This is a genomic window from Bradyrhizobium sp. DOA9, from assembly GCF_000617845.2.
Lineage (GTDB): Bacteria > Pseudomonadota > Alphaproteobacteria > Rhizobiales > Xanthobacteraceae > Bradyrhizobium.
Window position 1 is genome coordinate 5,414,660 of record NZ_DF820425.1, and the last position, 25,088, is coordinate 5,439,747.

Below are 25,088 nucleotides of genomic sequence, written 5' to 3' on the forward strand. Positions count from 1 at the left end.
CAGGCTCCCACCTCGGGCCGCCAAAACACGCTATTACGGTGACAGTGCACTAAATTGACGCCGCCCGGTTTCGCGGGCAATGATGCGGCATGGCTCGTCTTGCTCGTGTCGTCATCCCCGGTCACCCCCACCATGTCACCCAGCGCGGCAATGGCCGCGCCCGCACGTTCTTCGAGGACGGCGACTATGCGCTGTATCGCGACCTGCTCGCGGCGAACTGCAAAGCCGCCGACGTCCAGGTGTGGGCCTGGTGCCTGATGCCCAACCACGTGCACCTCATCCTGGTGCCGTCCGATCCCGATGGGCTGCGCCGGGCGCTTGCGCGCGTGCACCGCAGCTACGCCGGGGCCATCCAGGCACGCCGCAAGCGCACCGGACATTTCTGGATATTACGGTGACAGTGCACTAAATTGACGCCGCCCGGTTTCGCGGGCAATGATGCGGCATGGCTCGTCTTGCTCGTGTCGTCATCCCCGGTCACCCCCACCATGTCACCCAGCGCGGCAATGGCCGCGCCCGCACGTTCTTCGAGGACGGCGACTATGCGCTGTATCGCGACCTGCTCGCGGCGAACTGCAAAGCCGCCGACGTCGAGGTGTGGGCCTGGTGCCTGATGCCCAACCACGTGCACCTCATCCTGGTGCCGTCCGATCCCGATGGGCTGCGCCGGGCGCTTGCGCGCGTGCACCGCAGCTACGCCGGGGCCATCCAGGCACGCCGCAAGCGCACCGGACATTTCTGGCAAGGCCGTTTCGGTGCTGTCGCCATGGACGAAGAGCATCTTGCGGCGGCGCTGCGCTACGTGTCGCTCAATCCGGTGCGGGCGCGCCTGGTGCCGCGGGCGCAGGACTGGCGCTGGTCGAGCACGCGCGCGCATTTGCGCGGCAAGGACGATGGCCTGACCGCACTGGCACCGATCCACGATCGTTTTCCCGAGTTCTCCGATCTGCTGGCAAGCGAACCCGAAGCCGATCTGTTCGGCGCGCTGCGTTCGGCCGAGAGCATCGGCCGCCCGCTCGGAGACGATCGCTTCCTCGCCCGCATCGAGCGCCAGACCGGGCGGATCCTCAAGCCGGCCAAGCGCGGGCCGAAGCCCGGCGTGGAGGAGGACTGATCTATTTAGTGCACTGGACGGCACCCCTGAAGTGAGACACGACAATTGCAGTGACAGTTCGCAGGGACGACAGCGGAAGATGTCGCGAGAGCAACGGCACCTGACTAGGCGTCAAGACCATATCGCCACCCTACCAATATGCTCCTGTTTTGCCCGACGGGTCAAATGACGCTGCCGCCGGCGCAAGCCATCGCGCCACCCGCATAACCCATTGATCCCGCTCGCGCCGGCTACTGTGCATGGGGTTGTTTTCGCAACTTTGTGCAGGCGGCCCTCACGCCGCGTGCGACACTACCCGATTGCGGCCGTCGTGCTTGGCCCGATACAGCGCGGTGTCGGCGCGCTTCAGCACGTCGGCGACCGCCTCGCCCTTCTGCTCCAGCGTGGTGAGGCCGATCGAGATCGTGACCTCGATGCGCTTGGCGCCCTTGTGGATCGCGAACGGCTCGCCCGCGATCGAGCGGCGCAGGCGCTCGGCGACCATGCCGGCGACGTGGAGATCGGTCTCGGGCATCACGATGACGAACTCCTCGCCACCATAGCGGCAGGCCAAGTCGATGCCGCGGATCGACTTGCGCACGCGCACCGCGAACTCGCGCAGCACGTCGTCGCCGGCGTCGTGGCCGTAATTGTCGTTGATCGACTTGAAGAAGTCGATGTCCAGGATCATCAGCGCCAGCGGCTTGCCGCGGGTTGCGGCCTGCTCGGCGAGCGTCGCCAGATGGCTCTCCATGTAGCGGCGATTATGCAGGCCGGTGAGCGCATCCGTGATCGCCATCTCGATCGAGTTCTGCACGTTGTCGCGCAAATGATCGGTGTAGCGGCGGCGGCGGATCTGGGTGCGGGCGCGCGCCAAGAGCTCGGTCTTGTCGATCGGGCGCAGCAGATAATCGTTGACGCCGATCTCGAGCCCGCGCAGCAGCCGCGTCGAGTTCTCGGGGTCGGCGATGGCGAGGATCGGCACGTGGCGCGTGCGCTCCAGCGAGCGCGCCTGGCTGCACAGGCGCAGGCCGTCAAAATTGTTGAGGTCGAGCGAGACGATCAAGAGGTCGTAATTGCCCTCGGCGGCGTGGAACAGCGCCTCCGTCGGGTTCGGCTCGACATCGATGGTGTGCTCGGCGGCGAGGATCGTCGCCAGCCGCTCATAGGAGGACTGGCGGTCGTCGACCAGCAGGATGCGGCCGCCCTTGCCGGTGTCGGCGATGGCGCTGCGCTCGGGCGCCTGCATGCCGATCTCCAGCGAGGTGATGGCGCGCATGCGCAGCTCATCCGTCATCATCTTCAGCCGCGTCAGCGAGCGCACGCGCGCGATCAGCACGACGTCGGAGACGGGTTTGGTCAGGAAGTCGTCGGCACCGGCTTCCAGCCCGCGATTGCGGTCGGCGGGGCTGTCGAGGGCGGTGACCATCACGACGGGAATGTGGTGCGTGGCCGGATCGGTCTTGAGACGGCGGCAGACCTCGAAGCCGTCCATGTCGGGCATCATCACGTCGAGCAGGATGATGTCGCATTCGGCGCGCCTCGAGATCGCCAGCGCCTCGGTGCCGTTCGCGGCGGTCATCACGTCGAAATATTCGGCGGAAAGGCGGGCCTCTAGCAGCTTGACGTTGGCGGGAACGTCGTCGACGACGAGGATACGCGCGGACACTGTGTACTCACTTCCTATCCGATAAAACGCCGGACCGTCTCAATGAATTTGCCGACCGAGATCGGCTTGGACAAGTAGGCTTCGCAGCCGCCCTCGCGGATGCGCTCTTCGTCGCCCTTCATCGCGAACGCCGTGACCGCGACGACGGGAATGGCACGCAGCTCCGGATCGTCCTTGATCCAGCGCGTCACCTCGAGGCCGGAGACCTGCGGCAGCTGGATGTCCATCAGCACGAGATCGGGCCGCATCTTGCGCACGAGGTCGAGCGCCTCGTAGCCGTTGCTGGTGCCGGAGGTCTGGTATCCGTGCGCCTCCAACAGGTCGCGGAAGAGCTTCATGTTGAGCTCGTTGTCTTCCACGATCAGGACGGTCTTAGCCATCCCGCCCTCCTGATTGGTCCGAAGGACCGGTGCATGTGACGCCTCAGACGCCGCTTCCCGGCGTTTCGAAAACTGGATTCAAACTAGCCGCAGATTCGCTTGAGTTTCGTTAAGCCCGAGGCTCCACTTTCTGCGATGTGGTTTCCAGTTGCTTGTCGGGGCCGGAAGACTTGAGCACGAGACTCGGGCATGATGATTCCAAATTAGAGACCGAAAGTTAACGGAAAGGCAAACCGTCCCCGTGAAAAAGCCTGTTCACAACCCCCGCGAAGTCGCTGAAATCGTTGCGATTCAGGCCCTGTCCTTCGTCGCGAGCGAGCCTGAGCGGCTGGGTCTGTTCCTGGCTGAGACGGGGGTCGGTCCGGAGACCCTGCGCAACGCCGCCTCGGACCCGAATTTCCTCCTCAGCGTGCTCGATTTCGTGCTGCGCGATGACGACACCGTGAAGGCCTTTGCCAGCTCTGCGGAACTGCATCCGACCAACGTTGCCGCGGCGCGGCAGGTCCTCGGCGATGCGCTCGGCGACCCCTCCTGGGAGCGCGACGTGCCGTGAGCGTTCCAGAGCCGGCCAGGCCCCGCTGCTTCTGCCGGGATTGTCTGGCCGACCTCGATGTGGGGGTGCGGCGCTGCTCCGCCTGCGGTTCCCCTCGCCTCGTTCGCCACCGTTCGCTCGCCGGCCTGACCATCGCCCATATCGACTGCGACGCCTTCTACGCGACGGTCGAGAAGCGCGACAATCCCGGGATCGCCGACAAGCCCGTCATCATCGGCGGCGGCAAGCGCGGCGTAGTGTCGGCGGCCTGCTACATCGCGCGCACCTATGGCGTGCGATCGGCGATGCCGATGTTCAAGGCATTGGAAGCCTGCCCGCATGCGACCGTGATCCGCCCGGATATGGCGAAGTATGTCCGCGTCGGCCGCGAGGTGCGCGAGGCCATGCAGGCGCTGACGCCGCTGGTCGAGCCGCTCTCGATCGACGAGGCCTTTCTCGACCTCTCCGGCACCGAGCGGGTGCACGGCATGATCCCCGCAAAAGTGCTGGCGCGCTTTGCCCGCGAGGTCGAGCGCGACATCGGCATCACCGTCTCGGTCGGCCTGTCCTGCAACAAGTTCCTGGCCAAGATCGCCTCCGACCTCGACAAGCCGCGCGGCTTTGCCGCGCTCGACCAGGAGGAAGCGCGCGTGATGCTGGCGGAAAAGCCGGTCGGCTTCATCTTCGGCGTCGGCCCCGCCACGCAGGAGCGCCTGGTGCAGCGCGGCTTCCGCATCATCGCCGATCTGCAGAAGGCCGATGAGATCGAGATGATGCGGCAGTTTCCGAGCGACGGCCGCCGGCTGTGGCGGCTCGCGCGCGGCATCGACGACCGCCGCGTCGAGCCCGACCGCGGCGCCAAGACGATCTCCAGCGAGACCACGTTCGAGACCGACATCCGCGACTTCGCGACGCTGGAGAAGATCCTGTGGCGGCTCTGCGAGAAGACGTCGTCGCGCCTGAAGAGCAGCGAGCTCGCCGGCTCCACCGTGACGCTGAAGCTGAAAACCGCCGACTTTCGCCAGCGCACGCGCTCGCAGTCGATCGCCGCCCCGACGCAGCTCGCCGCAAAGATATTCTCGATCTGCCGCGAGATGCTGGCCAAGGAAATCGACGGCACCGCCTTTCGTCTGATGGGCGCCGGCGTCAGCGCGCTGCGCGAGGGCTCGGCGATCGACGACACCGACATGCTCGACCGCCGCGCCGCCCACGCCGAACGCGCGGTGGACAGCCTGCGTAAGAAGTTCGGCAGCGCCGCGGTGATCCGCGGCATCGCCTATAAGGGCCCGGAGAAGTCGCAGGAGTGATCCAATCCTGCCCGACTCAGTCGCGTTCGAAAATCCGTGCTCCCGGATAGGCCCGCCTGGCATACTGAACGACCAACTGCCGATCCTGAGTTTCCTGGAACGGCGTTCGGATCTGACAAGACCCGACGATGAGGTGCCACAAGCCGTTGAGCTTTCGAATGACGACGTTCATTTGAGCCTCTTCGCAGTGACCCGAGTGGACTCCAATTGTAAGAATCTCCCGCCGTCGCTCAATTGTACCAGTGTAAGGTCGGCGCATGAGAAGGATTGGAGGAGATATACAAAGGTATGTTGACCTCGGTTTGGGAGTTGCAAGGTGACAGCCGAACGCGATCTCGATGCGCTGCTGAGTAACATGAAGCCGGAGATCCTGGACGGCGTCTTCGCGTTTTGCTCCCTTGCGCCGGGCGCGAGCATTCCAGCCGGCATCAGCCCGATGCTGACGTTCCGCGAACGCGAAGGGACAACGCTGGTGGTGCTGCAGCAGGAGGCCGAACGTGCCGGACTTCACCACGAATGTCCCTCGCGCCTCATCACCTTGACGGTCAACTCCGCGCTCGATGCAGTGGGGTTCCTGGCTGCGGTCACAGCCCGCCTGGCCGAAGCCGGCATCAGCGTGAACGCCGTGTCGGCCTTTCATCACGATCATCTCTTCGTGCCGGTCGACCGGGCCGATGAAGCGATGGCTCTCCTGCATGACGGGTTCATGCCGAAACGCGACTGATTGCGCTTGATCTAGAGCACGCTCTAGCTTGTAGAGAGATGGCTGGCCCCGATTCAAGGAGACAGCCCATGACAGCGACCGAGAACAAGAGACTCATTCAGGACATCATGGATGCGCGTGCTCGCCGCGACCCCAACCCGTTCATCGCCGCGATGGCGGATGACTTCGTCTGGCGGATCACCGGTTCCACGGCCTGGTCCGGCGAATATGTCGGCAAGGCCGCCGTGCTGGAGCGCCTGATGAAGCCTCTCTACCGACAATTCACCGCTCCAAACCGCCTCACGACGTCCCGCATCATTGCCGAAGGCGAGTACGTCGTCGCCGAGTGCCGCGGCGACACGACGACTATTGCCGGCGAACCCTATGCCAACACCTATTGCTTCGTCATGCGTCTGGCGGACGGAAAGCTGCGCGAGCTGACCGAGTACATGGACACCGCGCTGGTCGAGAGGGTGCTAAGGGCGCCCGACGGCCAATGAGGCCGGCACAGCCTTGAGGCGTCCATGCGGCGACACCGCGGGTCGTTCACCGCCGACGATCCACTCATTGTAGAATTCGACCTTGGCGTCGATGAGCGCCAAGGCCTGCGACCAACGGTGGATGTTGTCCTGCACGCGCTGCTGATGGGCTGAGAGCAGCGCGTGACGCTCGTGCAGCGTTGCTTCGCCCCGCTTCGCGAGCGCCGCATATTCGCGCATCTGCTTGACCGACATGCCAGTGCTGCGCAGGCGCTCCATCAAATCGAGCCAGCCGACGTGAAAATCGCTGTAGACGCGCCGTCCACCGCGATCCCTGGTAACGCCGGGGACCAAGCCTTGAGTTTCGTACCAACGGATGGTGTGAATGCTGCGGCCGGTACGGCTGGCGATATCTCCGATGCGAAGCTCACGCGACATGGTTTTCCCTCTGGTTCGAAATCGCCTCGCAAGGCTTCAATCCATCCTGCGAGTCTCCTTAATCCGCGACCGCGACCGCCTCGATCTCGATCAGCCATTCCGGTGCGGCAAGCGCCGAGACGCCGACGAGCGTCGAGGCCGGCGGCTCCATGCCTTCGAAGAAGGCCGAGCGGGCCTTGCCGATGATGGGCCGCAGCTCCGGCTTGTAGTTCACCACGAAGGTCGTGATCTTGACGATGTTGGAATAGCTCGCCCCCGCCGCCTTCAGCGCGAGGCCGAGATTCTGCATCACCTGCGTCGTCTGCGCGGCGATATCGCCCTCGCCGACGATCCGCCCCTCCTCGTCGGTCGAGACCTGGCCGGAAATGTAGATCGTGCGCGCCCCCGTCGCGGTGACGACGTGGGAATAGGCTGGATTGTGATGCAGGCCGCTGGGGCGGAGATGGTCGAGCTTGGGCATGGGCTGGCTCCCCGAGGTTTCTGGTTGGGAAGGAGCGTAGCTGGAGAGTGAGCGGAGAGCCAGCCCGTCATTGCGAAGCGACGAAGAGGGATCTCGAAGGGTGGGCAAAGGCGCATTTGCGCCGTGCCCACCATCCATCAATGATTATCGGGAGAATGCGTGGGCACGCTCCGCTTTGCCCACCCCACGGCGCTGCTCGCGAGGAGAGAGCATGGCCCTCAATTACAGGGCTTGCTGTCCTTGACGTCGAACTTGCCCATGGCGCCGGAGATGACGAAATCGTTGTAGTCGAGCACCAGCTGACGCGAGACGCCGTTCTCGTAGAGCTCGAACGCCATCGCGTAGACCGGGGTCTGTTCGCCTTCCTTCTGCTGGGCGTCGCGGTCGAAATAGCTGACGGTGACGGGCCAGCGCTTCAGCGACTTCATGTGCTCGTCCGCGGTCGACGGATCGGACGAGGTGGCACGGTCGGCGGGGATCGGCTGACCGATCACGGTCAGCGTGTTGTAGACCTTCTGGCCGTCGTCGGAGCCGTCATAGACGGAGAGCTCGAGCAGAGACTTGCCTTCCTTCGCGGCGGCGATGATGCGCTGGATCTGCTCGGTCGGGAACACGATCTTGCCGTCGAGCGTGAACGTCTTCGGCGCCGGCAGCTTCAGCTTGACGTTGATGTGGTCGCCGTCGCGCTCGGCCGAACCGTCGACCCGACCGGCATCCGTCTCGTTCATGCGCGTCTCGATCTTGAAACGGTAGCTCTTGCCGGCGGCGTCCTCCCAGGAGTTGGAGCGGAGGTCGCTGAGCGTGACCTTGCCCTCGCCGCTGTCGAGCTCGGAGACCTGGCGGAATTCCGAGGTATAGCCCTCGCAGGCGTTCCCGGTGAAATTGTAGAGGATCCGGCCGCGGGCGCTGTTCACCGAATTGCTGCGCGATTTGACCAGGCTGAGGTCATAGAGCGCCTGATGCGCGAGAAACGGACCGTTGGCGGCCTGAGCCCCGCCGCCAAGGCCGACACTGGCCGCGGCGAGCGCCATCACACCAAGCGAAGTCCGTAAAAGGTGCACCATGTCTGTTCCCTGAGGAAAGCGCAGATTCGACATTTTAATGACCGTTCCATTGCGCCGCAACTGAGGCCGTTTCACGTAAAGTTGCCCCTCCACGTTGAAGCTCGAGGCCTGCTTCAACAAAATGCGGCCCCCTCCGGTTGCTTGCATGTGGCGGCACGATGGGCGAAACAGGGCGCGCCCGGCCGGCAGTCGCGCCGGAGCGAGGATTTTTGGACAACGAGGTCGGACATGGCGGGCACGGTCGAGCAGAAACTGGCGGAGCAAGGCATCAAGCTGCACGAGGCCCCCACCCCCGTCGCCAATTACGTGCCCTTCGTGCGCACCGGCAACCTGCTGTTCGTCTCCGGCCAGGTCTGCTTCGACCCCGCCGGCAAGCTCATTGCCAAGGGCAAGCTGGGCGCCGGCGTCTCGATCGAGGACGGCACTGCTGCCGCGCGCGGCTGCGCGGTCAACCTGCTGGCGCAGGTCAAGGCGGCACTCGGCGATCTCGACAAGGTCGTGCGCGTGGTGCGCCTTGGCGGCTTCATCAACTCGGCGCCGGACTTTTTGGACGGGCCCAAGGTGCTGAACGGCGCCTCCGACCTGATGGTTGCCGCCTTCGGCGACAAGGGCCGCCATGCCCGCACCACCGTCGGCGTCGCCTCGCTGCCCGCGGATGCGGCGGTCGAGGTCGAAGGCGTGTTCGAGGTCGCCTGACGCCAAATGCGCGCTCCGGATTGGCTGACAGCCCGGCCGGTCGCCCATCGCGGCCTGCACGACATTTCGCGCGGCATCGTCGAGAACATGCCGGGCGCGGTCCAGGCTGCGATATCGGGCAATTTTGCGATCGAGGTCGATATCCAGCTCTCGGCCGACGGCGAGGCCATGGTCCATCACGACCATGCCCTCGGTCGACTCACCGAGGCCGCCGGCGAGGTGGTCTCAAAGACCGCGGCCGAGCTCAAGGCCGTCAGGTTCAAGGACACCGACGAGCGGATGATGTCGCTCTCCGACCTCTGCGCCATGGTCGCCGGACGGGTGCCCCTGGTGATCGAGGTGAAGAGCCATTTTGGCGGGGACCGCAAGCTGGTGAAGCGGATGGCCGAGGTGCTCGCGTCCTATGACGGTCCCGCCGTCGGCATGTCGTTCGATCCCGACCAGGTGCTGGCGTTGCGCGAGCTGTTGCCCGACCGTCCGCGCGGCATCGTCGCGCAGCGGAGCTATGAGGACGAGTACTGGGCCAAGCTCACCCAGGACCAGCGCGACAGCATGCTTTACCTGCGCCATGGCTTTCAGACCCAGCCGCATTTCGTCGCCTTCAAGGTCGACCACCTGCCGGCCCCCGCGCCCTGGATTGCCCGCAACCTGTTCGGCTGCGCCCTGCTCGGCTGGACCGTCCGCACGCCGGAGCAGCGGAGCCGGGTCGCTCGCTACGCGGACCAGATGATCTTCGAGGGGTTCGTGCCCTAGGGCTTGCCCGTGTCCCTGACAAGCTGCGACACGTGAGCGTTGCAGCGCAGAGCCGGGACCCATCTCTCCAGGAATCCGCTGCAACATGGGCCCCGGCTCTGCAGCGCATCGCTGAAGAAGCGCTGCGCTGCGTCCGGGGCGCGGGAGCGACCCTTCCCCACCCCTTGAAGTCGCTGCTGCAATGCACGATCTTGGGCACGATGGCATCATCGGAAATCACGCTCGAGGCCGTACCTTCGATTGGCGACGTGTCACCGGAGGATTGGGACGCCTGCGCCAATCCTGGCGGACGGTGCAATGGGGTCGGCGCTGGAACTTCACCCGCTCTTCCAGGCCATTCCCTCGGCCTCTCAAGACCCGCCTATAACCCGTTCGTCTCCCACGCCTTTCTCTCCGCGGCCGAGAAATCGGGTTCGGCCACGATCCGAACCGGCTGGGCGCCGCGGCACCTCGTGGCCAAGCTGGAGGGCCGCGTCGCCGGAATCGTGCCCTGCTATCTGAAATCGCACAGCCAGGGCGAATACGTCTTCGATCGCGGCTGGGCGGATGCCTATGAGCGCGCCGGCGGGCGGTACTATCCGAAGCTCCAGGTCTCGGTTCCCTTCACGCCGGCGACCGGGCCGCGGCTGCTGGTCCGCGATGGCGTCGACCGCGAGCGCATCACCGAGGCGCTGGCGAGTGGCCTCATCGCGCTGTGCGGCGTCAGCAAGGCCTCCTCCGTCCACGTCACCTTCGCGCAGGAGTCGGAATGGAAGCTGCTCGCCGAGCTCGGCTTCCTCCAGCGCACCGACCAGCAGTTCCACTGGCACAATGAGGGTTTTGCGTGCTTCGACGAGTTCCTGGCGACGCTGAACTCGCGCCACCGCAAATCGATCAAGCGCGAGCGGCGCGATGCACTGGCCGCCGGCATCACGATCCATTGGCTCACCGGCAAGGACATCACCGAGGATGCCTGGGACGCCTTCTTCGCATTCTACATGGAGACCGGCTCGCGCAAATGGGGCCGGCCGTATCTGACGCGCGAGTTCTTCTCGCTGATCGGCGAGACCATGAGCGAGGACGTGCTGCTGGTGATGGCCCGCCGCAACAATCGCTGGGTTGCGGGTGCGATCAACTTCATCGGCTCGGACACGCTGTTCGGCCGCAACTGGGGCGCGGTCGAGCATCACCCGTTCCTGCACTTCGAGGTCTGCTACTACCAGGCGATCGATTTCGCGATCAAACGCGGCCTGAAGCATGTCGAGGCCGGCGCGCAGGGCGAGCACAAGATCGCGCGCGGCTACCTGCCGCGCACCACATATTCCGCCCATTTCATCGCCGATCCCGGCCTGCGCCGCGCCATCGACGATTACCTCAAGCGCGAGCGCGCCTATGTCGCGGAAGCGGGACGAGAGCTCGCCGAGCTCGGCCCGTTCCGCAAAGGGGCCGACGAGGCGCCTTGACGCCTCGCCATGGCTGGTGACAGTAAGCGCAAATCGTCCGAGGAGCCGCCGCCATGACCGCCTACGACAGCAACAACATCTTCGCAAAGATCCTGCGCGGCGAGCTGCCCTGCTACAAAGTGTACGAGGACGAGCACGTCTTCGCCTTCCTCGACATCATGCCGCGCGTGCCCGGTCACACGCTGGTGATCCCGAAGGCCCCTGCCCGCAACATCCTTGACATCAAGCCCGACGACTACGCCCACGTCGCCCGCGGCGCGCACAGGATCGCGGCCGCCGCGATGAAGGCGTTCGACGCCGACGGCATCACCGTGCAGCAATTCAACGAGCCCGCCGGCGGTCAGGTGGTGTTTCACCTGCACATGCACGTGATGCCGCGCCACGACGGCGTCGCCATGCTGCCGCCGGCGAGCCGCAAGGAAGACGACAAGGTGCTGCAAGAGCACGCGGCGAAGCTGATGGCGGCGTTGAAGGCGGGCTGACGCCACACATTCCGTCATTGCGAGCGTAGCGAAGCAATCCAGAATCGCTCAACGGAGGCAGTCTGGATTGCTTCGTCGCAAGGGCTCCTCGCAATGACGGGGTTGGAGCGGCGCCTCCTCACTCCGCCTCGACATCCCCCTTCTGCGGCGCGGCCAGCGGCGTGAACTCGCAGCGGTCGGGCTTGACGTCGATCAGCGGCGTGTTGTCGATGCAGTCGAGGCCGCGCACCAGGATGGCATTGCCCTCGATGCCGACCAGTTTGACGATCGATGTGCCGATCGGATTGGGACGCACCGGCGAGCGCAGCGAAAAGGTGCCGCGGGTCTTCTCGTTGTTCTTCGGGCTCTGCAGGATGATGTCGCGGCGCGAGCGGTCGAGCCAGTAGAGCACCTCGAGGTTGCTGTAGAAGTCGACGCCCTTGATGGCCGGCACGAACGGCTCGAAGATCTCCAGGCGACAGACCGGGCCGTCCTGACGCCCCTGCCGCGGCGTCTCCAGCCGCGACGACCAGGGGGTGCGGATACGGCCGATGAAGACGAGGCCGGCATCTTGCGGCGGCGGCAGCTCGATGGCGACCTCGCCCTCGCGGAGCTCCTGTTCGCGAACCATATGTCCTGTTCCCTGGCTGTTCGCCGGCGGTTTTAGCCCAACCACCACTTGCCGGCCAGCATGAAGACTTCGCCCGTGACCACACCCGCGAAAATCGAACGGCGGGCCAGCAGGAAAGCGATGAGCCCGGCGCCGACCGCGCCATAGCGCAGGACGTCAGGCACGCTGGCCAGCGCGCCTGGTGGCTGGACCACGATCTGGGCGATGACGCCCGCCAGGATCGCGGTGGCAACCGCCCTGACCCAGACCAGCAGCTCCGAGCCCTCGTCGATGCCGCCGCCGAACCAAAGGCCCAGCATGCGCCAGATCTGGTTGGGAACGACCCCGGCGACGAACAGGACGGCCAGCGCGTGCCAGTCGCCGATTGCTTGCGCAAAGCTCATGCGCGCACCTCCCGCCACCAATGCACGCCATAAGCGATCGTCCCGGCGACCACGCCGCTGACGAGGATGTCGAGACCGGAGTTCATCTTCGCCGCCAGCGGATAGAGCACGATGCCCAGCACGAGCGCGACGACATCGGCAACCTCGCGGCTGTTGCGCGCGGTCGAGAACAGGAACGACAGCGGCGTCAGCAGCAGGATCGCCGCGCCGAGCGTCTGCGTCAGGTTGGCGGCGAGGAAATAGCCGACCGTGTTGGCAACGAGGCACACGGAGACGAGTCCGCAGCCGAGCCCGTGGACGAAGGCGATCCGCCGCTCGCGCGGCACCTGCGGCAGGAAGCGGTGGCATTCGACCCACAGCGTCACGGCGGTGAGATGGGCGGCGAAAATCAGCTCGCGCCGCTTGGTCGTGGGTGTGCGCATCAGCGGCAGCACCGAGACCACCATCGGAAACAGGCGGATGGCGCTGACGGTGACCGCAATCGCCGACTGGATGATGGTGGCGCCCGAGCCGAGCGTGGTGATCAGGATGATCTGCGCCGGACCTGCCCAGACGAACAGCGTCGAGCACAGCGCCCAGAGCAGGCTGAAATGGGTGTCGTGAGCGAGCGCGCCGATGCCGAGATAGGTCACGAACAGCACGATGGTGAGGATCGTCTGCGTGATCGAGCGCAGTCCCCACACGAAGGCGCGCCAGGGACTTTGCCATTGAGGGGAATCGAGCGGAGGAAGCGCCACGGGAGCTTTTTTGGCCGAGTGAGGAATCGCGCCCGCATAACGGGCGAGACGGCGGCGCACGTCAAGAAAGGCCGCGGCGGGGCTGGCATGCGCGAGGCCATCCCCACCGCCGTCATTCCGGGGCGGCTCGAAGAGCCGAACTACGGCGCGCACTTGCGCGCCTGAGAATCTCGGGATTCCGGGTTCGATGCTTCGCATCGCCCCGGAATGACGAGCCGAGAGGAGCGCTCCCTACCCCGCCACACCGCGGTTCTTCAGCACGAAGCAGGCGCCGCCCTCCTTGCGGATGCGTTTGCATAGATCATCGGCCTCGGCGCGCGTATCCGCGCCGATGCGGACCTGGTAGAACGCGCGCGTGCCGCGACTGCGCATCACCGAGGAGAGCAGGCTCGGATCGCGCTCGCCGATCACGGTGCTCAGTTTCGTCACGGCCCGGGAATACATCGCCAGCGCCTTGTTGCGGTCGAAGCCGGCCGCGAGCTGGACGCCCCAGATCTTTGCGGCTGCAAGCTCGACATGCTGCTCGAGCTCGGCGACGAACGGATTGGGAGCCCGCTTGAGCAGCGCCATCAGATCCCGGCAGCTCGTCGGCGGCGAACTCGGCTCTCCCTTGCCGGTGCTCCCCGCCTTGGCCCAGGCATCGACGCTCGTGCCGGTGATGGCATAGACGTAATTGCGGGTCTGCTCCGGCATCGGCCCGGTGCCGGCGAGCCATTCCTGCACGCGCCGGGGGCCGGCATTGTAGGCGGCCGCGGCAAGGCCGAGATTGCCGAACTGGTTGCGAAGCTCGTTCAGGAATTCGGCCGATTTCGGCAAGGCCTGCACCGGATTGAACGGATCGAGCAGCCCGCGCTCGCTGGCAGTGCCCGGCATGAACTGCGCGATCCCCTGCGCATGTTTGCCGCTGCGCGTCATGGGCCCGATCGCATCGGCCTGGAAGCGGCTCTCCTGCCAGATCACGCGCGCGAAGAACTCCAGCGGCAGGCTGTTGTCGCGCGCGGCCGCCTCCACGATCAGGCAAATCGACTCGCGCGTGTCGCTCTCGCGGACCTCTTTCGGTTTTTCAACCGGCTTCTCCGGTTCCTCGGCCTTCGGTGGCGCATCGCTGGGCGGCACCTGCTCCGCGAACGCTGGCGACAGCAGGAGGACTTGGCACAGGACAGCAATCACCCGGGCTATTCGCATGGTATTGACGCGATCGGACAAATCGGACCTTGACTTGGAACCAGAGCCAACTAGCAACAGACGGCAATATCAACACCGGCCCGGCCAGATGGTGACAATCTTTTTTGATCTCGACGGCACGCTGACGAACCCGAAGCCCGGGATCACCCGCTCGATCCAATATGCGTTGGAACGGCTCGGAGTTCCGGTACCGAGCGAGGACGAGCTGACCTGGTGCATCGGCCCTCCGCTGCTTGCCAGCCTTCGCAAGCTCACCGGAGCCGATGAGCTCGCCGACCGCGCACTGTTGCTCTATCGCGAGCGCTTCAGCGATATCGGCCTGTTCGAGAACGAGGCTTACAGCGGAATTGCGGACACGTTATCTTCGCTCGCCGCGACACGTCAGCGCATGTTCGTGGCGACCAGCAAGCCCGCCGTCTACGCCAGCCGCATCGTCGATCATTTCGGCCTGAACCCGTATTTCGAACGCGTGTTCGGCTCCGAGCTCGACGGCACGCGTGTCGACAAGCGCGACCTGCTCCGCTACGCGCTGGACGAGGCCAGGGTCGATGCCAACAGCGCAATCATGATCGGCGACCGCAGCCACGACGTGGTCGGCGCCCGCACCAACGGCATGACCGCCATCGGCGTGCTCTACGGTTATGGCAGCGAAGCCGAGCTACGCGATGCCGGCGCGCACCACATCTGCGCGGCGCATCCGGAATTGCTCGGCCATTGTCTGACTTAGTCGATCAGCCTCCGACGGTCTCCACCGCTGCCAGCATGCCTGTCTTTGGGTGACAGTTCAGATATTCGAAGAACTGTTCATCGGCGGCTGCTACCGTCACCTCGTGATAGAGCCGCAGCTTGGCGGACGGCCCGAGCGTCGACAGATATTTCATAGCCGCGCCGAAGATCTTGACGTGGGTCGGATGCGACTCCGCCCAGCGTTCGAGCGCCGCGAGACTCTTCCACCAGCTCTGACCGTAGGACTTCTCGCTGACGCTGCCGTCGGCCGCCAGCACCCGCATATAGCGGTTGGCATAGCAACCGATCGCGAGGCCATCGTCGCGCAGAAAGTCCATGCCCTCGCGTAGCACCGGTTCGACGTCGTCGAGATAGAGCTTGCGCTCGGACGCCTCGGTATCGCTCCAATCCTGCCCGGAGCGGATCAGGCAGAGATTGTCATGAGACTTCACGCGCAACCGCGCGCCGTCGCAGATCAGCTCAGGCGCGCCACCAGGCGTCATCGCATCGATCTGCGACAGCGGGATACGGTCACGCATCCCGCCCCAATAGGCATGCTCCTGCACCTCGCCGCTCATGCCCTCCGCGACGACGGCAATACCTTCGGGCCGATCGGGCGAGGAGAACAGCGTCTCGTGACGGGCCACAATGGGACGCAGCACCTCGATGAAGGTACCGACGCCTTCGCGCATCCGGCCGGTCCACATTTCGCGCGCCCGCCCGAACCAGGCATCAAAGCGTGCGAGATCGTCCCAATAGGCGACCGTGACAACATTCTCGAAGCCGGACTGATCGGCATAACGCGCCCGGTCCCAATGCGACGGACCGCCATCCATCGCGAACAGTCCTGCGAGTTCGTTCAACGCGTCCATTGCTGCCGCCGGTGCCGCGCCGCCACACTGGACGCCGAAGTAAGCCATCACGACCCGGCTGACCGAAGGCTTGTAGCGCGCCACGAAGGACGGATATGGCGGCTGGTAATCGTCCGGCACGCGCTTGTGGCGCGTGCGTGTGGTTTCGAGATGCGCAGGAATTGCGGATTCCATGGCCATGCCCTCCCCGTGATCGCGGCGATCAGCTTGCCGCCGCCGCAATGTCCATGGGCTCGACGGTGTCGACCGGCAGCGCGAATTGCTCGACCCGCTGGTACCGCTTCTTGTTGAGCAGCAGCCGTGTGACGTCGGGCCGCGAATAATGTCCAGCGGGATCGGCGGCGTTCTTGGCAACGCCAATGGCGCCGAGATCGATCTCTGCGATCAGCAGGCCCTCCTGATCGGGCGCCAGCTTCTCCCCGATCTGGCTGCCGTCGGGGCCGTAGATGGCCGCAAAGCCACCGCCCGCATGCAGCAGCGCATTCTTGTCGGGCCGGTCGCAGAGCTCGTCGATCATGGCCTGCGACACCGTCGCACAAGGCGCGAGCACGAAGCAGGAGCCTTCCACCGCATAGACGCGCGAGGCGGCGTTGTTGACCTCGGCCCCTAGCGCCGGCGCGAACGGATCATAGAGCGAGAAGCTCGGCCAGGCCGCGACGTGCACCTGCTCGTTCTGGGCGTACATCGCGTATTTCGACAGCGGCTGCAGATGCTCCCAGCAGCACAGCGCGCCGAGCCGGCCGATGTCGGGCCGCGCATGCACGGCGAGGTCGCTGCCGTCGCCTTCGCCATAGACGGTGCGCTCGGCATGGGTCGGCCGCAGCTTGCGGCGCTTTGCAATGGTCTCGCCGTCAGGGCCGATCAGCCATTGCGCGAGGTAAAGGCTGCCGCCGTCGCGCTCGGACAGGCCGATCACGGCGGTGAGCCTTGCCTTGCGCACGGCCTCGCGCAGGCACTCAGCCTGCGGGCTGTCATAGGACAGCGAGTTATCGAAATAGCGCTGCACGAAGCCCCGCCCGATCGCCCAGGCCGGCGAGTCCAGCCAGATGTGCCAGGGGTAGCCGGGGATGAAGGCCTCGGGAAAGGCGATCAGCTTGGCGCCCTTTTCCGCGGCCTCCCCGATCAGGGCGATCGACTTGTCGATCGAGGCGTCGAGATCGAGCCAGGCCGGCGCCGCCTGCACCACCGCAACCTTGTATTTCGGATGTTCGATGCCCATTCCCGCCTCCATTGCCGGTTGATCGGAAGCCACGTCCGATGCAGTCTATTTGGCCAAGCCGGGCGGCCGGCCGCTCGACCAATGCGGCACAAAAACTCGACCGGACGCGCTTCCGACCGGTACGGGATTTGCGTCCGGTCAGGCTGGATCCCAGGCGATTTTGCAGGGTGTGAAAGGGAGGCTTGCCAATGCCAATCCAGTTCACGACGGACGGCAGCCCCGGCTACCGGCGGCTCGCTCTCTGGCAGGACATCGTCTGCGACGTCTTCGTCGGGCTCGACTGCAAGTCCGACCTCGGCAGCGCTTTCCATGGCTCGGTCACGCAAGCCTCACTGGGCAAGGCCGTCTGCTCCGATGTCTGCTCCGACCGCCAACACGTGTTCCGCACGCCCTCGCGCATCGCGCGCTCGGATCAGGATTTTGTTCTCATCGCGCTCGGCAATCGCGGCGATGGCGGCGTGGTGCAGGACGGCCGCGAGACCGTGATCCGGCCCGGCGAGTTCGCGCTCTACGACACCACGCGCCCATACGAGCTGAAGTTCAACGACAGTTTTACGCAGACCATTTTCAAGGTGCCACGCGAGATGCTGCAGCGGCGGCTCGGCGGCACCGAGACGCTGACTGCAATGTCATTTGGCGCCGACGCACCGCTCGAGCGGCTCGCCTATGATTTCATTTTCCGGCTCTGCCAGAATGCGGACCGGCTCGCGCCTGACCACGCCGCGGCCTTGTCGGAGCAAGCCGTCGATCTCCTTGCGATGGCGTTGAGCGAGCGGCTCGGCAAGACCTCGCTGCCCTCCTCGACCCATCGCTCGGCCCTGCTCTACCGATTGAAGGCGCACATCCGCGCGCATCTCGCCGATCCCGATTTGTCGCTGGCGGAGACCGCGGCCGCGCTCGGCATCTCGCCGCGCTACGTCAACGATCTCCTCGCGGACGAGGACACCTCTTTCCAGCGCCATGTCCTTGCCGAACGCCTCGCCCGATGCCGGCGAGATCTCGCTTCGCCTGTGCTCGCCCATCGCCACATCAGCGAGATCGCCTTCGCCTGGGGCTTCAACGACCTCTCGCATTTCGGCCGCGTCTTCCGCGAGCATTTTGGCACGTCGCCGCGCGACTTCCGGCAGAGCCAGATGCGGCATTGATGCCGCTAAGGCGCCAGCGCATCACTCGGAGATGCGACACGCGCCTTCATCGCCTCGCTCATGGGAAGCCGGAGATTTTGCCCCTTCGGCGGAATCGGCGCCTCGAACCATTTGGCATAGAGCTGGTTGAATGCGCCGGAGGCCATGTTCTCCTTGATCGCGGTGTCGACCAGGGCCTTGAACTCGGCATCTTCCCGGCGGGTCATCAATCCGTAATAGGACGGCGCATAGGTCGCGCCCAGCATCCGGAAGGCCTTCGGATCGGACGCGTTCGCGACGAGCCCGGCGATCAGGATGTCGTCCTCGAACCACGCCGCGGCGCGCCCCGTTCCCAGCATCAACAGCGACTCGGCGTGATCCTTGGCCTGGATGAGCGTCACGTTCAGTTTCTGCTCGTCGAGAACCTGCTTTGCGACCGCAACGTTCAACGAGCCCTGCGTGATGACGACCGTCTGCCCGTCGAGCCCTTTCGGCTCCATTACGCCCGACGTCGCAGACACCAGCCAGCGCGGCGATGCCACATAGGTCGCAACGGAGAACGAAACCTGCCTCTGGCGTTCCGCGGTGTTGGTCGTGCTGCCACACTCGACGTCGATGGTGCCGTTCTGGAGCAGCGGAATGCGATTGGACGCATTCACCGGGACGTAGTCGATCCCCAGCTCCGGCCGCTGCAGCACGATCCTGATCTTGTCGGCCACCGCGGAGCAGAGATCGAGCGAGAGTCCGGTCGGCTTCTGGTCCGATCCAAGATAGGCGAACGGGATGGAAGCCTCCCGATAGCCGAGGGTGATCTTGCCGACCTCTCTGATCTTGTCGAGGGTCGAGCTGGCCGCTTGCGCTGTTGGAACGTCCAACAGCGCAAGCGAAAGTGCGGCAATGGCAAGCGTCGGCGCGTATCTGCGGATCATGTCGGCCTCCGGACTGTTGATCAAGCGGTGGGATTTCGCGACAACTCGTCGAGGCTTTCCCGCAAGGACCGATCCAGGATCTCGACGGCGCGGTCGATCTCCTCGGTCGAGACGGTCAGCGGCGGCGCGATGCGCCACACCGATCCGCGCTCGGGGCGGCGGCGGATGTTCATGCTCAGCCCATGTTCAAAGCACTTCTTCGTCGTCAGGCCGCCGAGCTGGTGCGCCGCGCGCCGACTGTTGCGGTCGGTAACCAGCTCGACGCCGAGCAGAAGCCCCATGCCCCTGATGTCGCCGATCTGCTCGTATTTCTGCTGAAGACCCTCGAAGCGGCCGCGCAGATAGGCGCCCATGACATTGGCACGCTCGACCAGCTTCTCCTCCGCGATCACATTCAGCACTGCGAGCCCGACCTCGGCCAGCAGCGGATCGGAGACGTGGCTGGTGTAATAGGTGAAGTGATCCTCGTGCAGCTTGCTCTCGATCGCTTCGGTGGTCGAGACCGCCGCGAGCGGAAGGCCCCCACCAAGCGTCTTCGACATGGTCATGATGTCGGGGACGACGCCGAAATATTCCGACCCCGTCTTCTTGCCGATGCGTCCGAACGCCGTCTGAGCCTCGTCGAAGATCAGCAGCATTCCGCGATCGTGGGCCGCCTTGCGCAGCGTCTCCATGAAAGCCTTCGGCGGCACCAGCACGCCGCCGGCACTGATCACGGGCTCGGCGATGATCGCCGCGCCCCGCCCGCTCGACTGCATGTCGAACATCTTCAGCGCCAGCTCGAGATTGGCGAGCGCCGATGCTTCCTCACTCCCCTTGTCGATGTAGGGACGATAGGCATTCGGCTCGGGGATGACGAACACGCCGGGCGGCGGCACGCCATAGCCCTTGCGGTCGCTCGCCATCGAGACCGAGGCGGCGCCGCCGGTGATGCCGTGCCAGGAGCCGCCGAGGACAAGCACCTCATAGCCGCCGGTGTACATCTTGGCCATTCGGAGCGCGACTTCGGTCGCCTCCGAGCCGGTGTTGATGAAGATCGAGCGCTTGAGATCGCCGGGCAGCCAATCCGTCGCCAGCACCTGGGCGAGTTCGGCCACCACTTCGGGGATCATCCCGCTGAAGAGATGGAACGCTTTCTTCCCGGCCCGCTCCACCGCCGCGACAATGGCAGGGTGGTTGTGGCCGATGGTCGCGCACATCTGCCCCGAAGTGAAATCGAGATAGTCGCGCCCGTCGCTGTCGGTGACGATGGTCCCCTTCGCGGTCGTGAAAAGGTTCGGGAACACGTCTCCGCCGTACCGCACGAGAAACTCGTCGGCGGCTTGTTTCAGCGCTGAAGTCATGGCGTCTCCTTGAGCAAGCGGCATCTGCCGCGCGCGGGGCACGGCGTGGCGATGCGGAGTCCGCTCACCGGTCTCGGGGCAGATTGTGGGCACGAAGCTGTTGCGTCGGGGCGTTCGCGGTACGAAACTTGCCCGTGCAACGGAGACATTCGTAACCGGGCAGACATGATGGGCGCCAGTTCAAAAAACTCAGCAGCCGATGAAGCAAGCTCAACGGGGCGCCCGCGCATGCCGCCGCTGAAGGCGCTGTCGGCGTTCGAAGCCGCTTCCCGCCACGGCAGCTTCAGCCGCGCTGCAGAGGAGCTCGGGGTCACGCCTTCCGCGATCAGCCATCACATCCAGAACCTCGAGGATTTTCTCGGCGTGCGCGTGTTCTCGCGGCACGCCGGCCGTGCCGTGCTCACCAACGCCGGCCGCCTCTATGCCGGCGAGATCGAGCGCGCGTTCGGCACGATCATGGGTGCGACGCGGCTGGTGGCGCCGCAATCGCAGCGCGATCATTTGTTCATCGCCAGCGGACCGAGCTTTGCCGCCAAATGGCTACAACCGCGGATCGGCAATTTCATCGGCCAGCATCCGGAGATCGGGATCAGGCTGTCGACCATCGCCGATCTGCGCGATCTCGAAACCATCCGCTTCGACCTCGCGATCGCCTATGGGCGCCCACCGGTCGTGAACGACAGGCAGATTGAGCCGCTCCTCGCCGAGCGCCTGCGCCCGCTCTGCAGCCCGCGGCTGATCGAGCAGCTCGACCTGCGCGAGCCCGGCGATCTCGCCCGCGCCACGCTGATCCATTCCTCGAACGCGCTGACCTGGACCGATTATCTGCGCAAGGTCACAGGCGCGAGCATCAAGGCGCGTCACGAATTGTGGTTCGACCGCTCCACCATGGCGATCGATGCAGCCGTCGAGGGTCTTGGCGTCGTGCTGGAGAGCGAGATTCTCGCCGCCGAGGAGCTGGACAAGGGCGCGCTCGTCGTACCGTTCCGCCAACCCAACTTCGAAGTGGAGACGGTCTCCTACTATCTGGTGCGCTCGGCTGAAGCGAAAGGACGTAGCCATGTCAGCGCGTTCGAGGCTTGGCTGCGCGCGAAGATCTCGGCTGCAAACTTGCAGACCACGAGCGTGACCTAGCAAATACGGACTAGGCAAGCAGAGCCGCCATGTGAGCGCGTGATAGGACAAGGCACCCGTTTCCGCTAAACTCGGCACCAAGGCCGCCATGATCAACCCGCGGCCCGCCAGGGAGCATGTCGATGGAATACCGACGCTTGGGCCGGTCCGGCCTCATGGTGCCTGCCTTGAGCCTGGGAACGGGCACGTTCGGGGGCGTCGGCCGCCTTGCGGCATGGGGCACGACGGACGCGACCGAGGCGCGGCGCCTTCTGGACATCTGCCTCGAGGCCGGCGTGTCGATGTTCGACACCGCGAACGTCTATTCGCTCGGCGAGTCCGAGCGGGTGCTCGGGCAAGCCATCAAGGGGCGCCGCGACAAGGTGCTGGTCTCGACCAAGGCGACGTTCCGCTTCGGCGACGGCCCGAACGACATCGGCTCATCACGCCAGAATCTGCTCGCGGCGATCGACGGTTCGCTGAGCCGGCTCGGCACCGATTATATCGATCTGTTCCAGCTCCACGGCTTCGACGCCTTCACGCCACCCGAAGAGGTGCTCTCGACTCTCGACGTGCTCGTGCGGGCCGGCAAGATCCGCTATGTCGGCGTCTCGAATTTCTCTGGCTGGCACCTGATGAAGTCGCTCGGCGTCGCCGACAAGCACGGTTTTCCGCGCTACGTCGCCAACCAGACCTACTATTCGCTAATCGGGCGCGACTACGAATGGGAATTGATGCCGCTCGGCCTCGACCAGGGGCTGGGCGCCGTGGTCTGGTCGCCGCTCGGCTGGGGGCGCCTCACCGGAAAGATCCGCCGCGGTCAGCCCAAACCGGAGGTCAGCCGCCTGCCCAAGACGGCCGAGTTCGGCCCGCCCGTCTCGGACGAGCATGTCTACCGTGTCGTCGATGCGATCGACGAGATCGCGAAGGAGACCGGCAAGAGCGTCTCGCAGATCGCGCTGAACTGGCTGCTGCAGCGTCCGACGGTCTCGACGCTGATCATCGGCGCACGCAACGAGGCCCAGCTGCGCGAAAATCTCGGCGCGGTCGGCTGGTCCTTGACCAAGGACCAGGTCGCAAAGCTCGATGCCGCAAGCACGGTGACGCTGCCCTATCCCTATTGGCATCAGCGCGTGACCTTCAGCGATCGCAATCCGCCCGCGGTCTAGGGCAGCTGCATCGAGCGCGCTGAGGCGACGGCGCCGGCAGCGCGGTTCCGGAACTATCGCGGCCCTGCCCTGTTGGCGCAATACTCGGCCCAAGGCTGGGTCCGATTCGCCAACGATACGCCGCTCACGATGTCGACAGTCACCATCGAGCATGCCGACGGCCTGCCGCAGCCGCAACGCAACCAGGCGGTGCTGACCATTGCGCTCGGCATCGTCATGGCGGTGGTCGACAGCGCCATCGCCAATGTGGCGCTGCCGACGATCGCGGCCGACCTCGATGCGAGCCCGGCCTTCTCGATCTGGATCGTCAACGGCTACCAGCTCGCGATCACGATCTCGCTGCTGCCGCTGGCGTCGCTCGGCGAGATCGTCGGCTATCGCCGCGTCTATTTGGTCGGGCTGGCGCTGTTCACGCTGGCCTCGGCCTTCTGTGCGGTGGCCCACACGCTGCCGATGCTGACGATCGCGCGCATCCTCCAGGGCTTTGGCGCGGCCGGCATCATGAGCGTCAACGCGGCGCTGGTGCGATTCACCTACCCGCGCAGCCAGCTCGGCCGTGGCATCGGGCTGAACGCGCTCGTGGTCGCCTTCTCGGCCGCGATCGGCCCGACGCTCGCCGCCGGCATCCTCGCGGTCGGAAGCTGGCCCTGGCTGTTCGCGATCAACGTGCCGCTCGGCGCGGTGACGCTGGTGCTGGGCCTGCGCAGCCTGCCGCACACCAAGCCCGCGAGCCGCTCCTTCGACTGGCAGAGTGCGGCGCTGTCGGCGATCACGTTCGGCGTCGGCATCGCGGCGGTCGACAGCGTCGGGCACGGCGCGGCTGCGATCACCTGCCTCATACAGTTTGGCATCGCGTTCGTTGCCGGCGGGCTGCTGATCTATCGCGAGACGCACATGACCTCGCCGCTCCTGCCGGTCGATCTGCTGCGCATCCCGGTGTTCGCGCTGTCGATTGCGACCTCGATCGCGTCGTTCTGTGGGCAGATGCTGGCCTTCGTGGCGATTCCCTTCTACCTCCAGAGCCGCTTCGGCTATTCGGCCGTGCATATGGGCCTGTTGATCACGCCCTGGCCGATCGCGCTGGCGTTCGCGGCGCCCCTCGCCGGCCGCCTGGTCGAGCATTATCCGGCCGGCCTGCTCGGCGGCATAGGCCTCACGGTATTCGCCTGTGGCCTTGCCGCGCTGGCCTTTCTGCCGGCAACGCCAACCCCGCTCGACGTGATCTGGCGGATGGCGCTCGCCGGCGCCGGCTTCGGCCTGTTCCAGACTCCGAACAACCGCACCATGATCGCAGCCGCGCCGCGCGATCGTGCCGGCGGCGCCAGCGGGATGCTGGGGACGGCGCGCCTGCTCGGCCAGACCACCGGAGCGGCGCTGGTGGCGCTGTTGCTCGGACAGTATCCCGTTGAGGGGACCAGGCTGGCGCTCCTTGTCGGCGTTGGATTTGCGCTCTGCGGCGCGGTGCTGAGCATGCTGCGGCTTTCGCCGGCCGGCGCGCGCGGTGCCGAGCAGGTTCGCGTGCAGGACGATCAGCGCCTGCGCGGGGATTAGCAGATGCCGGATTCGCGCATTGTCGTGCACAACCTCTGCGTGGCTTAACTATCCGGAGCAATAGCCTATTGCCCTCCCGCTCCGGTTGCGCATAGTGGCGGTGGGACAAGGGGCATTTCATGCGTTCATTGGGAATTGTGGCGCTCAGCGTCATGCTGGGCGGCTGCGCGTCGGTCACGCGCGGCACGACGGAGAACATCAGCATTTCGTCAACGCCTTCAGGCGTGGAAGCCGTCGTCAGCGGAATGGACGTTCCAACCACCTGCACGACGCCTTGCTCGGTGGTCGTCAAGCGGAACGCCGACATCTCGATCACCTTCCAGAAGGAAGGCTATGAGCCGCAAATCGTTCCGCTCAGCCGGGACGTCCAGACGGGTGGAGCCGCGGGTTTTGCCGGCAATCTCCTGCTGGGCGGTGTCATCGGCATGGGCGTCGACGCGGCGACCGGGGCCGCGACCGATCACAAGCCGAACCCGGTCATCGTGACGATGCAACCTGCTGCCCCTCCCCGCAGCGCGCGGCCGCCGGCTCCCAGGAAGCCGCGAGCGCCGGCGCCGCCTCCGCCAGACACCGGCACCTAGCAAAAAGGCCGGCTTTGCAGCCGGCCTTTTCGATTTCATCACATGCCG

At 65.5% G+C, this 25,088-nt stretch carries 30 protein-coding genes; 16 read left to right on the forward strand and 14 right to left on the reverse strand.

All coding sequences use genetic code 11. The features are described from left to right. Positions 1-89 precede the first annotated feature (89 nt). Both BDOA9_RS25395 and BDOA9_RS25400 read left to right on the forward strand, forming a co-directional pair. The gene (locus BDOA9_RS25395) at positions 90-398 is read left to right on the forward strand and encodes a transposase (protein ID WP_025036771.1); all 309 of its coding nucleotides are present in this window, start codon (positions 90-92) and stop codon (positions 396-398) included. 47 nt (positions 399-445) lie between these two features. Continuing rightward, on the forward strand, positions 446-1,114 hold the full coding sequence (locus tag BDOA9_RS25400; RefSeq protein ID WP_025036772.1) for a transposase: 669 nt from the start codon (positions 446-448) through the stop codon (positions 1,112-1,114). A gap of 274 nt (positions 1,115-1,388) precedes the next feature. Here the strand turns inward: BDOA9_RS25400 and BDOA9_RS25405 are convergent, their stop codons facing one another. Together BDOA9_RS25405 and BDOA9_RS25410 are read right to left on the reverse strand one after the other, a co-directional pair. Then, entirely contained in the window at positions 1,389-2,762 is a 1,374-nt protein-coding gene (locus tag BDOA9_RS25405; RefSeq protein WP_025036773.1) for a PleD family two-component system response regulator, read from the reverse strand. Positions 2,763-2,776: 14 nt separating this feature from the next. Then, complete coding sequence (locus tag BDOA9_RS25410) at positions 2,777-3,142, reverse strand: response regulator (protein ID WP_008566616.1); 366 nt, start codon at positions 3,140-3,142, stop codon at positions 2,777-2,779. 241 nt (positions 3,143-3,383) lie between these two features. Between BDOA9_RS25410 and BDOA9_RS25415 the strand changes: the two genes are divergently transcribed. Both BDOA9_RS25415 and BDOA9_RS25420 read left to right on the forward strand, forming a co-directional pair. Next, complete coding sequence (locus BDOA9_RS25415) at positions 3,384-3,695, forward strand: DUF3572 domain-containing protein (RefSeq protein ID WP_025036774.1); 312 nt, start codon at positions 3,384-3,386, stop codon at positions 3,693-3,695. Next, positions 3,692-4,981 (forward strand): DNA polymerase IV, encoded by a 1,290-nt coding sequence (locus BDOA9_RS25420; protein WP_025036775.1) that lies wholly within the window; start codon positions 3,692-3,694, stop codon positions 4,979-4,981. The genes BDOA9_RS25415 and BDOA9_RS25420 overlap by 4 nt, the downstream gene beginning before the upstream one ends. A 16-nt stretch (positions 4,982-4,997) precedes the next feature. Here the strand turns inward: BDOA9_RS25420 and BDOA9_RS39035 are convergent, their stop codons facing one another. After that, the gene (locus tag BDOA9_RS39035) at positions 4,998-5,153 is read right to left on the reverse strand and encodes a hypothetical protein (protein WP_192859609.1); all 156 of its coding nucleotides are present in this window, start codon (positions 5,151-5,153) and stop codon (positions 4,998-5,000) included. A 144-nt stretch (positions 5,154-5,297) separates the two neighbouring features. Here BDOA9_RS39035 and BDOA9_RS25425 point away from each other — a divergent pair, with 144 nt between their 5' ends. Next, positions 5,298-5,705: an ACT domain-containing protein gene (locus BDOA9_RS25425; protein WP_025036776.1), complete on the forward strand. Its 408-nt coding sequence runs from the start codon at positions 5,298-5,300 to the stop codon at positions 5,703-5,705. A 68-nt stretch (positions 5,706-5,773) separates the two neighbouring features. Beyond that, positions 5,774-6,184, forward strand: a complete 411-nt coding sequence (locus BDOA9_RS25430) for a nuclear transport factor 2 family protein (protein WP_025036777.1) — start codon at positions 5,774-5,776, stop codon at positions 6,182-6,184. Here BDOA9_RS25430 and BDOA9_RS25435 read toward each other — a convergent pair. The 3 genes from BDOA9_RS25435 to BDOA9_RS25445 form a co-directional block, all read right to left on the reverse strand. Beyond that, positions 6,161-6,601: a MerR family transcriptional regulator gene (locus BDOA9_RS25435; protein ID WP_025036778.1), complete on the reverse strand. Its 441-nt coding sequence runs from the start codon at positions 6,599-6,601 to the stop codon at positions 6,161-6,163. The genes BDOA9_RS25430 and BDOA9_RS25435 overlap by 24 nt on opposite strands. A 58-nt stretch (positions 6,602-6,659) precedes the next feature. Continuing rightward, positions 6,660-7,061 carry a RidA family protein gene (locus BDOA9_RS25440; RefSeq protein ID WP_018646938.1) on the reverse strand — a complete coding sequence of 134 codons (402 nt, stop codon included), beginning with the start codon at positions 7,059-7,061 and terminating at the stop codon, positions 6,660-6,662. Positions 7,062-7,279: 218 nt separating this feature from the next. Beyond that, the gene (locus BDOA9_RS25445) at positions 7,280-8,125 is read right to left on the reverse strand and encodes a cell envelope integrity EipB family protein (protein WP_025036779.1); all 846 of its coding nucleotides are present in this window, start codon (positions 8,123-8,125) and stop codon (positions 7,280-7,282) included. 228 nt (positions 8,126-8,353) lie between these two features. Between BDOA9_RS25445 and BDOA9_RS25450 the strand changes: the two genes are divergently transcribed. The 4 genes from BDOA9_RS25450 (at position 8,354) to BDOA9_RS25465 (ending at position 11,498) form a co-directional block, all read left to right on the forward strand. Continuing rightward, complete coding sequence (locus BDOA9_RS25450; RefSeq protein WP_025036780.1) at positions 8,354-8,821, forward strand: RidA family protein; 468 nt, start codon at positions 8,354-8,356, stop codon at positions 8,819-8,821. A gap of 6 nt (positions 8,822-8,827) precedes the next feature. Continuing rightward, positions 8,828-9,574: a glycerophosphodiester phosphodiesterase gene (locus tag BDOA9_RS25455; protein WP_025036781.1), complete on the forward strand. Its 747-nt coding sequence runs from the start codon at positions 8,828-8,830 to the stop codon at positions 9,572-9,574. Positions 9,575-9,774: 200 nt separating this feature from the next. After that, complete coding sequence (locus BDOA9_RS25460; RefSeq protein WP_025036782.1) at positions 9,775-11,016, forward strand: GNAT family N-acetyltransferase; 1,242 nt, start codon at positions 9,775-9,777, stop codon at positions 11,014-11,016. Between the two features lie 53 nt (positions 11,017-11,069). Further along, a complete protein-coding gene (locus BDOA9_RS25465; RefSeq protein WP_025036783.1) occupies positions 11,070-11,498 on the forward strand; it encodes an HIT family protein in 429 nt (142 codons plus the stop codon). 118 nt (positions 11,499-11,616) lie between these two features. Here the strand turns inward: BDOA9_RS25465 and tsaA are convergent, their stop codons facing one another. The 4 genes from tsaA to BDOA9_RS25485 form a co-directional block, all read right to left on the reverse strand. Then, positions 11,617-12,108 (reverse strand): tRNA (N6-threonylcarbamoyladenosine(37)-N6)-methyltransferase TrmO, encoded by a 492-nt coding sequence (gene tsaA / locus BDOA9_RS25470; protein ID WP_025036784.1) that lies wholly within the window; start codon positions 12,106-12,108, stop codon positions 11,617-11,619. Positions 12,109-12,140: 32 nt separating this feature from the next. After that, positions 12,141-12,491 (reverse strand): AzlD domain-containing protein, encoded by a 351-nt coding sequence (locus BDOA9_RS25475; protein WP_025036785.1) that lies wholly within the window; start codon positions 12,489-12,491, stop codon positions 12,141-12,143. Further along, positions 12,488-13,228, reverse strand: a complete 741-nt coding sequence (locus BDOA9_RS25480) for an AzlC family ABC transporter permease (RefSeq protein WP_025036786.1) — start codon at positions 13,226-13,228, stop codon at positions 12,488-12,490. The genes BDOA9_RS25475 and BDOA9_RS25480 overlap by 4 nt, the downstream gene beginning before the upstream one ends. Positions 13,229-13,459: 231 nt before the next feature. Further along, positions 13,460-14,413 carry a lytic transglycosylase domain-containing protein gene (locus tag BDOA9_RS25485; RefSeq protein WP_025036787.1) on the reverse strand — a complete coding sequence of 318 codons (954 nt, stop codon included), beginning with the start codon at positions 14,411-14,413 and terminating at the stop codon, positions 13,460-13,462. A gap of 88 nt (positions 14,414-14,501) precedes the next feature. Here BDOA9_RS25485 and BDOA9_RS25490 point away from each other — a divergent pair, with 88 nt between their 5' ends. Then, the gene (locus BDOA9_RS25490) at positions 14,502-15,140 is read left to right on the forward strand and encodes an HAD family hydrolase (protein WP_025036788.1); all 639 of its coding nucleotides are present in this window, start codon (positions 14,502-14,504) and stop codon (positions 15,138-15,140) included. 4 nt (positions 15,141-15,144) lie between these two features. Here BDOA9_RS25490 and BDOA9_RS25495 read toward each other — a convergent pair whose 3' ends face one another. Beyond that, entirely contained in the window at positions 15,145-16,185 is a 1,041-nt protein-coding gene (locus tag BDOA9_RS25495; RefSeq protein WP_025036789.1) for a phenylacetaldoxime dehydratase family protein, read from the reverse strand. 28 nt (positions 16,186-16,213) lie between these two features. Next, the gene (locus tag BDOA9_RS25500; protein WP_025036790.1) at positions 16,214-17,230 is read right to left on the reverse strand and encodes a carbon-nitrogen hydrolase family protein; all 1,017 of its coding nucleotides are present in this window, start codon (positions 17,228-17,230) and stop codon (positions 16,214-16,216) included. A 188-nt stretch (positions 17,231-17,418) separates the two neighbouring features. Here BDOA9_RS25500 and BDOA9_RS25505 point away from each other — a divergent pair, with 188 nt between their 5' ends. After that, a complete protein-coding gene (locus tag BDOA9_RS25505; RefSeq protein ID WP_025036791.1) occupies positions 17,419-18,375 on the forward strand; it encodes an AraC-like ligand-binding domain-containing protein in 957 nt (318 codons plus the stop codon). Positions 18,376-18,380: 5 nt separating this feature from the next. Here the strand turns inward: BDOA9_RS25505 and BDOA9_RS25510 are convergent, their stop codons facing one another. Next, a complete protein-coding gene (locus BDOA9_RS25510) occupies positions 18,381-19,283 on the reverse strand; it encodes an amino acid ABC transporter substrate-binding protein (RefSeq protein ID WP_025036792.1) in 903 nt (300 codons plus the stop codon). A 20-nt stretch (positions 19,284-19,303) separates the two neighbouring features. Beyond that, entirely contained in the window at positions 19,304-20,626 is a 1,323-nt protein-coding gene (locus BDOA9_RS25515; protein WP_025036793.1) for an aspartate aminotransferase family protein, read from the reverse strand. A gap of 228 nt (positions 20,627-20,854) precedes the next feature. On the opposite strand from BDOA9_RS25515, the gene BDOA9_RS25520 reads away from it, so the two are divergent. The 4 genes from BDOA9_RS25520 to BDOA9_RS25535 all read left to right on the forward strand — a co-directional run bounded on the left by BDOA9_RS25520 (position 20,855) and on the right by BDOA9_RS25535 (position 25,040). Beyond that, positions 20,855-21,760, forward strand: coding sequence for a LysR substrate-binding domain-containing protein (locus tag BDOA9_RS25520; RefSeq protein ID WP_025036794.1), 906 nt, complete (start codon positions 20,855-20,857; stop codon positions 21,758-21,760). Positions 21,761-21,882: 122 nt separating this feature from the next. Next, complete coding sequence (locus BDOA9_RS25525; RefSeq protein WP_025036795.1) at positions 21,883-22,908, forward strand: aldo/keto reductase; 1,026 nt, start codon at positions 21,883-21,885, stop codon at positions 22,906-22,908. A gap of 129 nt (positions 22,909-23,037) precedes the next feature. Further along, positions 23,038-24,459 (forward strand): MFS transporter, encoded by a 1,422-nt coding sequence (locus BDOA9_RS25530; RefSeq protein WP_025036796.1) that lies wholly within the window; start codon positions 23,038-23,040, stop codon positions 24,457-24,459. Between the two features lie 119 nt (positions 24,460-24,578). Beyond that, positions 24,579-25,040: a PEGA domain-containing protein gene (locus BDOA9_RS25535; protein WP_025036797.1), complete on the forward strand. Its 462-nt coding sequence runs from the start codon at positions 24,579-24,581 to the stop codon at positions 25,038-25,040. Positions 25,041-25,088 lie beyond the last annotated feature (48 nt).

Excerpts from the sequence above, each read along its gene's own strand:
- BDOA9_RS25395 (WP_025036771.1), top strand. The coding sequence starts at position 90 with ATGGCTCGTCTTGCTCGTGTCGTCATCCCCGGTCACCCCCACCATGTC.
- BDOA9_RS25515 (WP_025036793.1), bottom strand. The coding sequence starts at position 20,626 with ATGACTTCAGCGCTGAAACAAGCCGCCGACGAGTTTCTCGTGCGGTAC.
- BDOA9_RS25530 (WP_025036796.1), top strand. The coding sequence starts at position 23,038 with ATGTCGACAGTCACCATCGAGCATGCCGACGGCCTGCCGCAGCCGCAA.
- BDOA9_RS25520 (WP_025036794.1), top strand. The coding sequence starts at position 20,855 with ATGCCGCCGCTGAAGGCGCTGTCGGCGTTCGAAGCCGCTTCCCGCCAC.
- BDOA9_RS25450 (WP_025036780.1), top strand. The coding sequence starts at position 8,354 with ATGGCGGGCACGGTCGAGCAGAAACTGGCGGAGCAAGGCATCAAGCTG.
- BDOA9_RS25490 (WP_025036788.1), top strand. The coding sequence starts at position 14,502 with ATGGTGACAATCTTTTTTGATCTCGACGGCACGCTGACGAACCCGAAG.
- BDOA9_RS25410 (WP_008566616.1), bottom strand. The coding sequence starts at position 3,142 with ATGGCTAAGACCGTCCTGATCGTGGAAGACAACGAGCTCAACATGAAG.
- BDOA9_RS25495 (WP_025036789.1), bottom strand. The coding sequence starts at position 16,185 with ATGGAATCCGCAATTCCTGCGCATCTCGAAACCACACGCACGCGCCAC.
- BDOA9_RS25535 (WP_025036797.1), top strand. The coding sequence starts at position 24,579 with ATGCGTTCATTGGGAATTGTGGCGCTCAGCGTCATGCTGGGCGGCTGC.
- BDOA9_RS25400 (WP_025036772.1), top strand. The coding sequence starts at position 446 with ATGGCTCGTCTTGCTCGTGTCGTCATCCCCGGTCACCCCCACCATGTC.
- BDOA9_RS39035 (WP_192859609.1), bottom strand. The coding sequence starts at position 5,153 with ATGAACGTCGTCATTCGAAAGCTCAACGGCTTGTGGCACCTCATCGTC.
- BDOA9_RS25460 (WP_025036782.1), top strand. The coding sequence starts at position 9,775 with ATGGCATCATCGGAAATCACGCTCGAGGCCGTACCTTCGATTGGCGAC.
- BDOA9_RS25500 (WP_025036790.1), bottom strand. The coding sequence starts at position 17,230 with ATGGGCATCGAACATCCGAAATACAAGGTTGCGGTGGTGCAGGCGGCG.
- BDOA9_RS25475 (WP_025036785.1), bottom strand. The coding sequence starts at position 12,491 with ATGAGCTTTGCGCAAGCAATCGGCGACTGGCACGCGCTGGCCGTCCTG.
- BDOA9_RS25505 (WP_025036791.1), top strand. The coding sequence starts at position 17,419 with ATGCCAATCCAGTTCACGACGGACGGCAGCCCCGGCTACCGGCGGCTC.
- BDOA9_RS25485 (WP_025036787.1), bottom strand. The coding sequence starts at position 14,413 with ATGCGAATAGCCCGGGTGATTGCTGTCCTGTGCCAAGTCCTCCTGCTG.
- BDOA9_RS25440 (WP_018646938.1), bottom strand. The coding sequence starts at position 7,061 with ATGCCCAAGCTCGACCATCTCCGCCCCAGCGGCCTGCATCACAATCCA.
- BDOA9_RS25430 (WP_025036777.1), top strand. The coding sequence starts at position 5,774 with ATGACAGCGACCGAGAACAAGAGACTCATTCAGGACATCATGGATGCG.
- BDOA9_RS25510 (WP_025036792.1), bottom strand. The coding sequence starts at position 19,283 with ATGATCCGCAGATACGCGCCGACGCTTGCCATTGCCGCACTTTCGCTT.
- BDOA9_RS25525 (WP_025036795.1), top strand. The coding sequence starts at position 21,883 with ATGGAATACCGACGCTTGGGCCGGTCCGGCCTCATGGTGCCTGCCTTG.
- tsaA (WP_025036784.1), bottom strand. The coding sequence starts at position 12,108 with ATGGTTCGCGAACAGGAGCTCCGCGAGGGCGAGGTCGCCATCGAGCTG.
- BDOA9_RS25455 (WP_025036781.1), top strand. The coding sequence starts at position 8,828 with ATGCGCGCTCCGGATTGGCTGACAGCCCGGCCGGTCGCCCATCGCGGC.
- BDOA9_RS25435 (WP_025036778.1), bottom strand. The coding sequence starts at position 6,601 with ATGTCGCGTGAGCTTCGCATCGGAGATATCGCCAGCCGTACCGGCCGC.
- BDOA9_RS25465 (WP_025036783.1), top strand. The coding sequence starts at position 11,070 with ATGACCGCCTACGACAGCAACAACATCTTCGCAAAGATCCTGCGCGGC.
- BDOA9_RS25445 (WP_025036779.1), bottom strand. The coding sequence starts at position 8,125 with ATGGTGCACCTTTTACGGACTTCGCTTGGTGTGATGGCGCTCGCCGCG.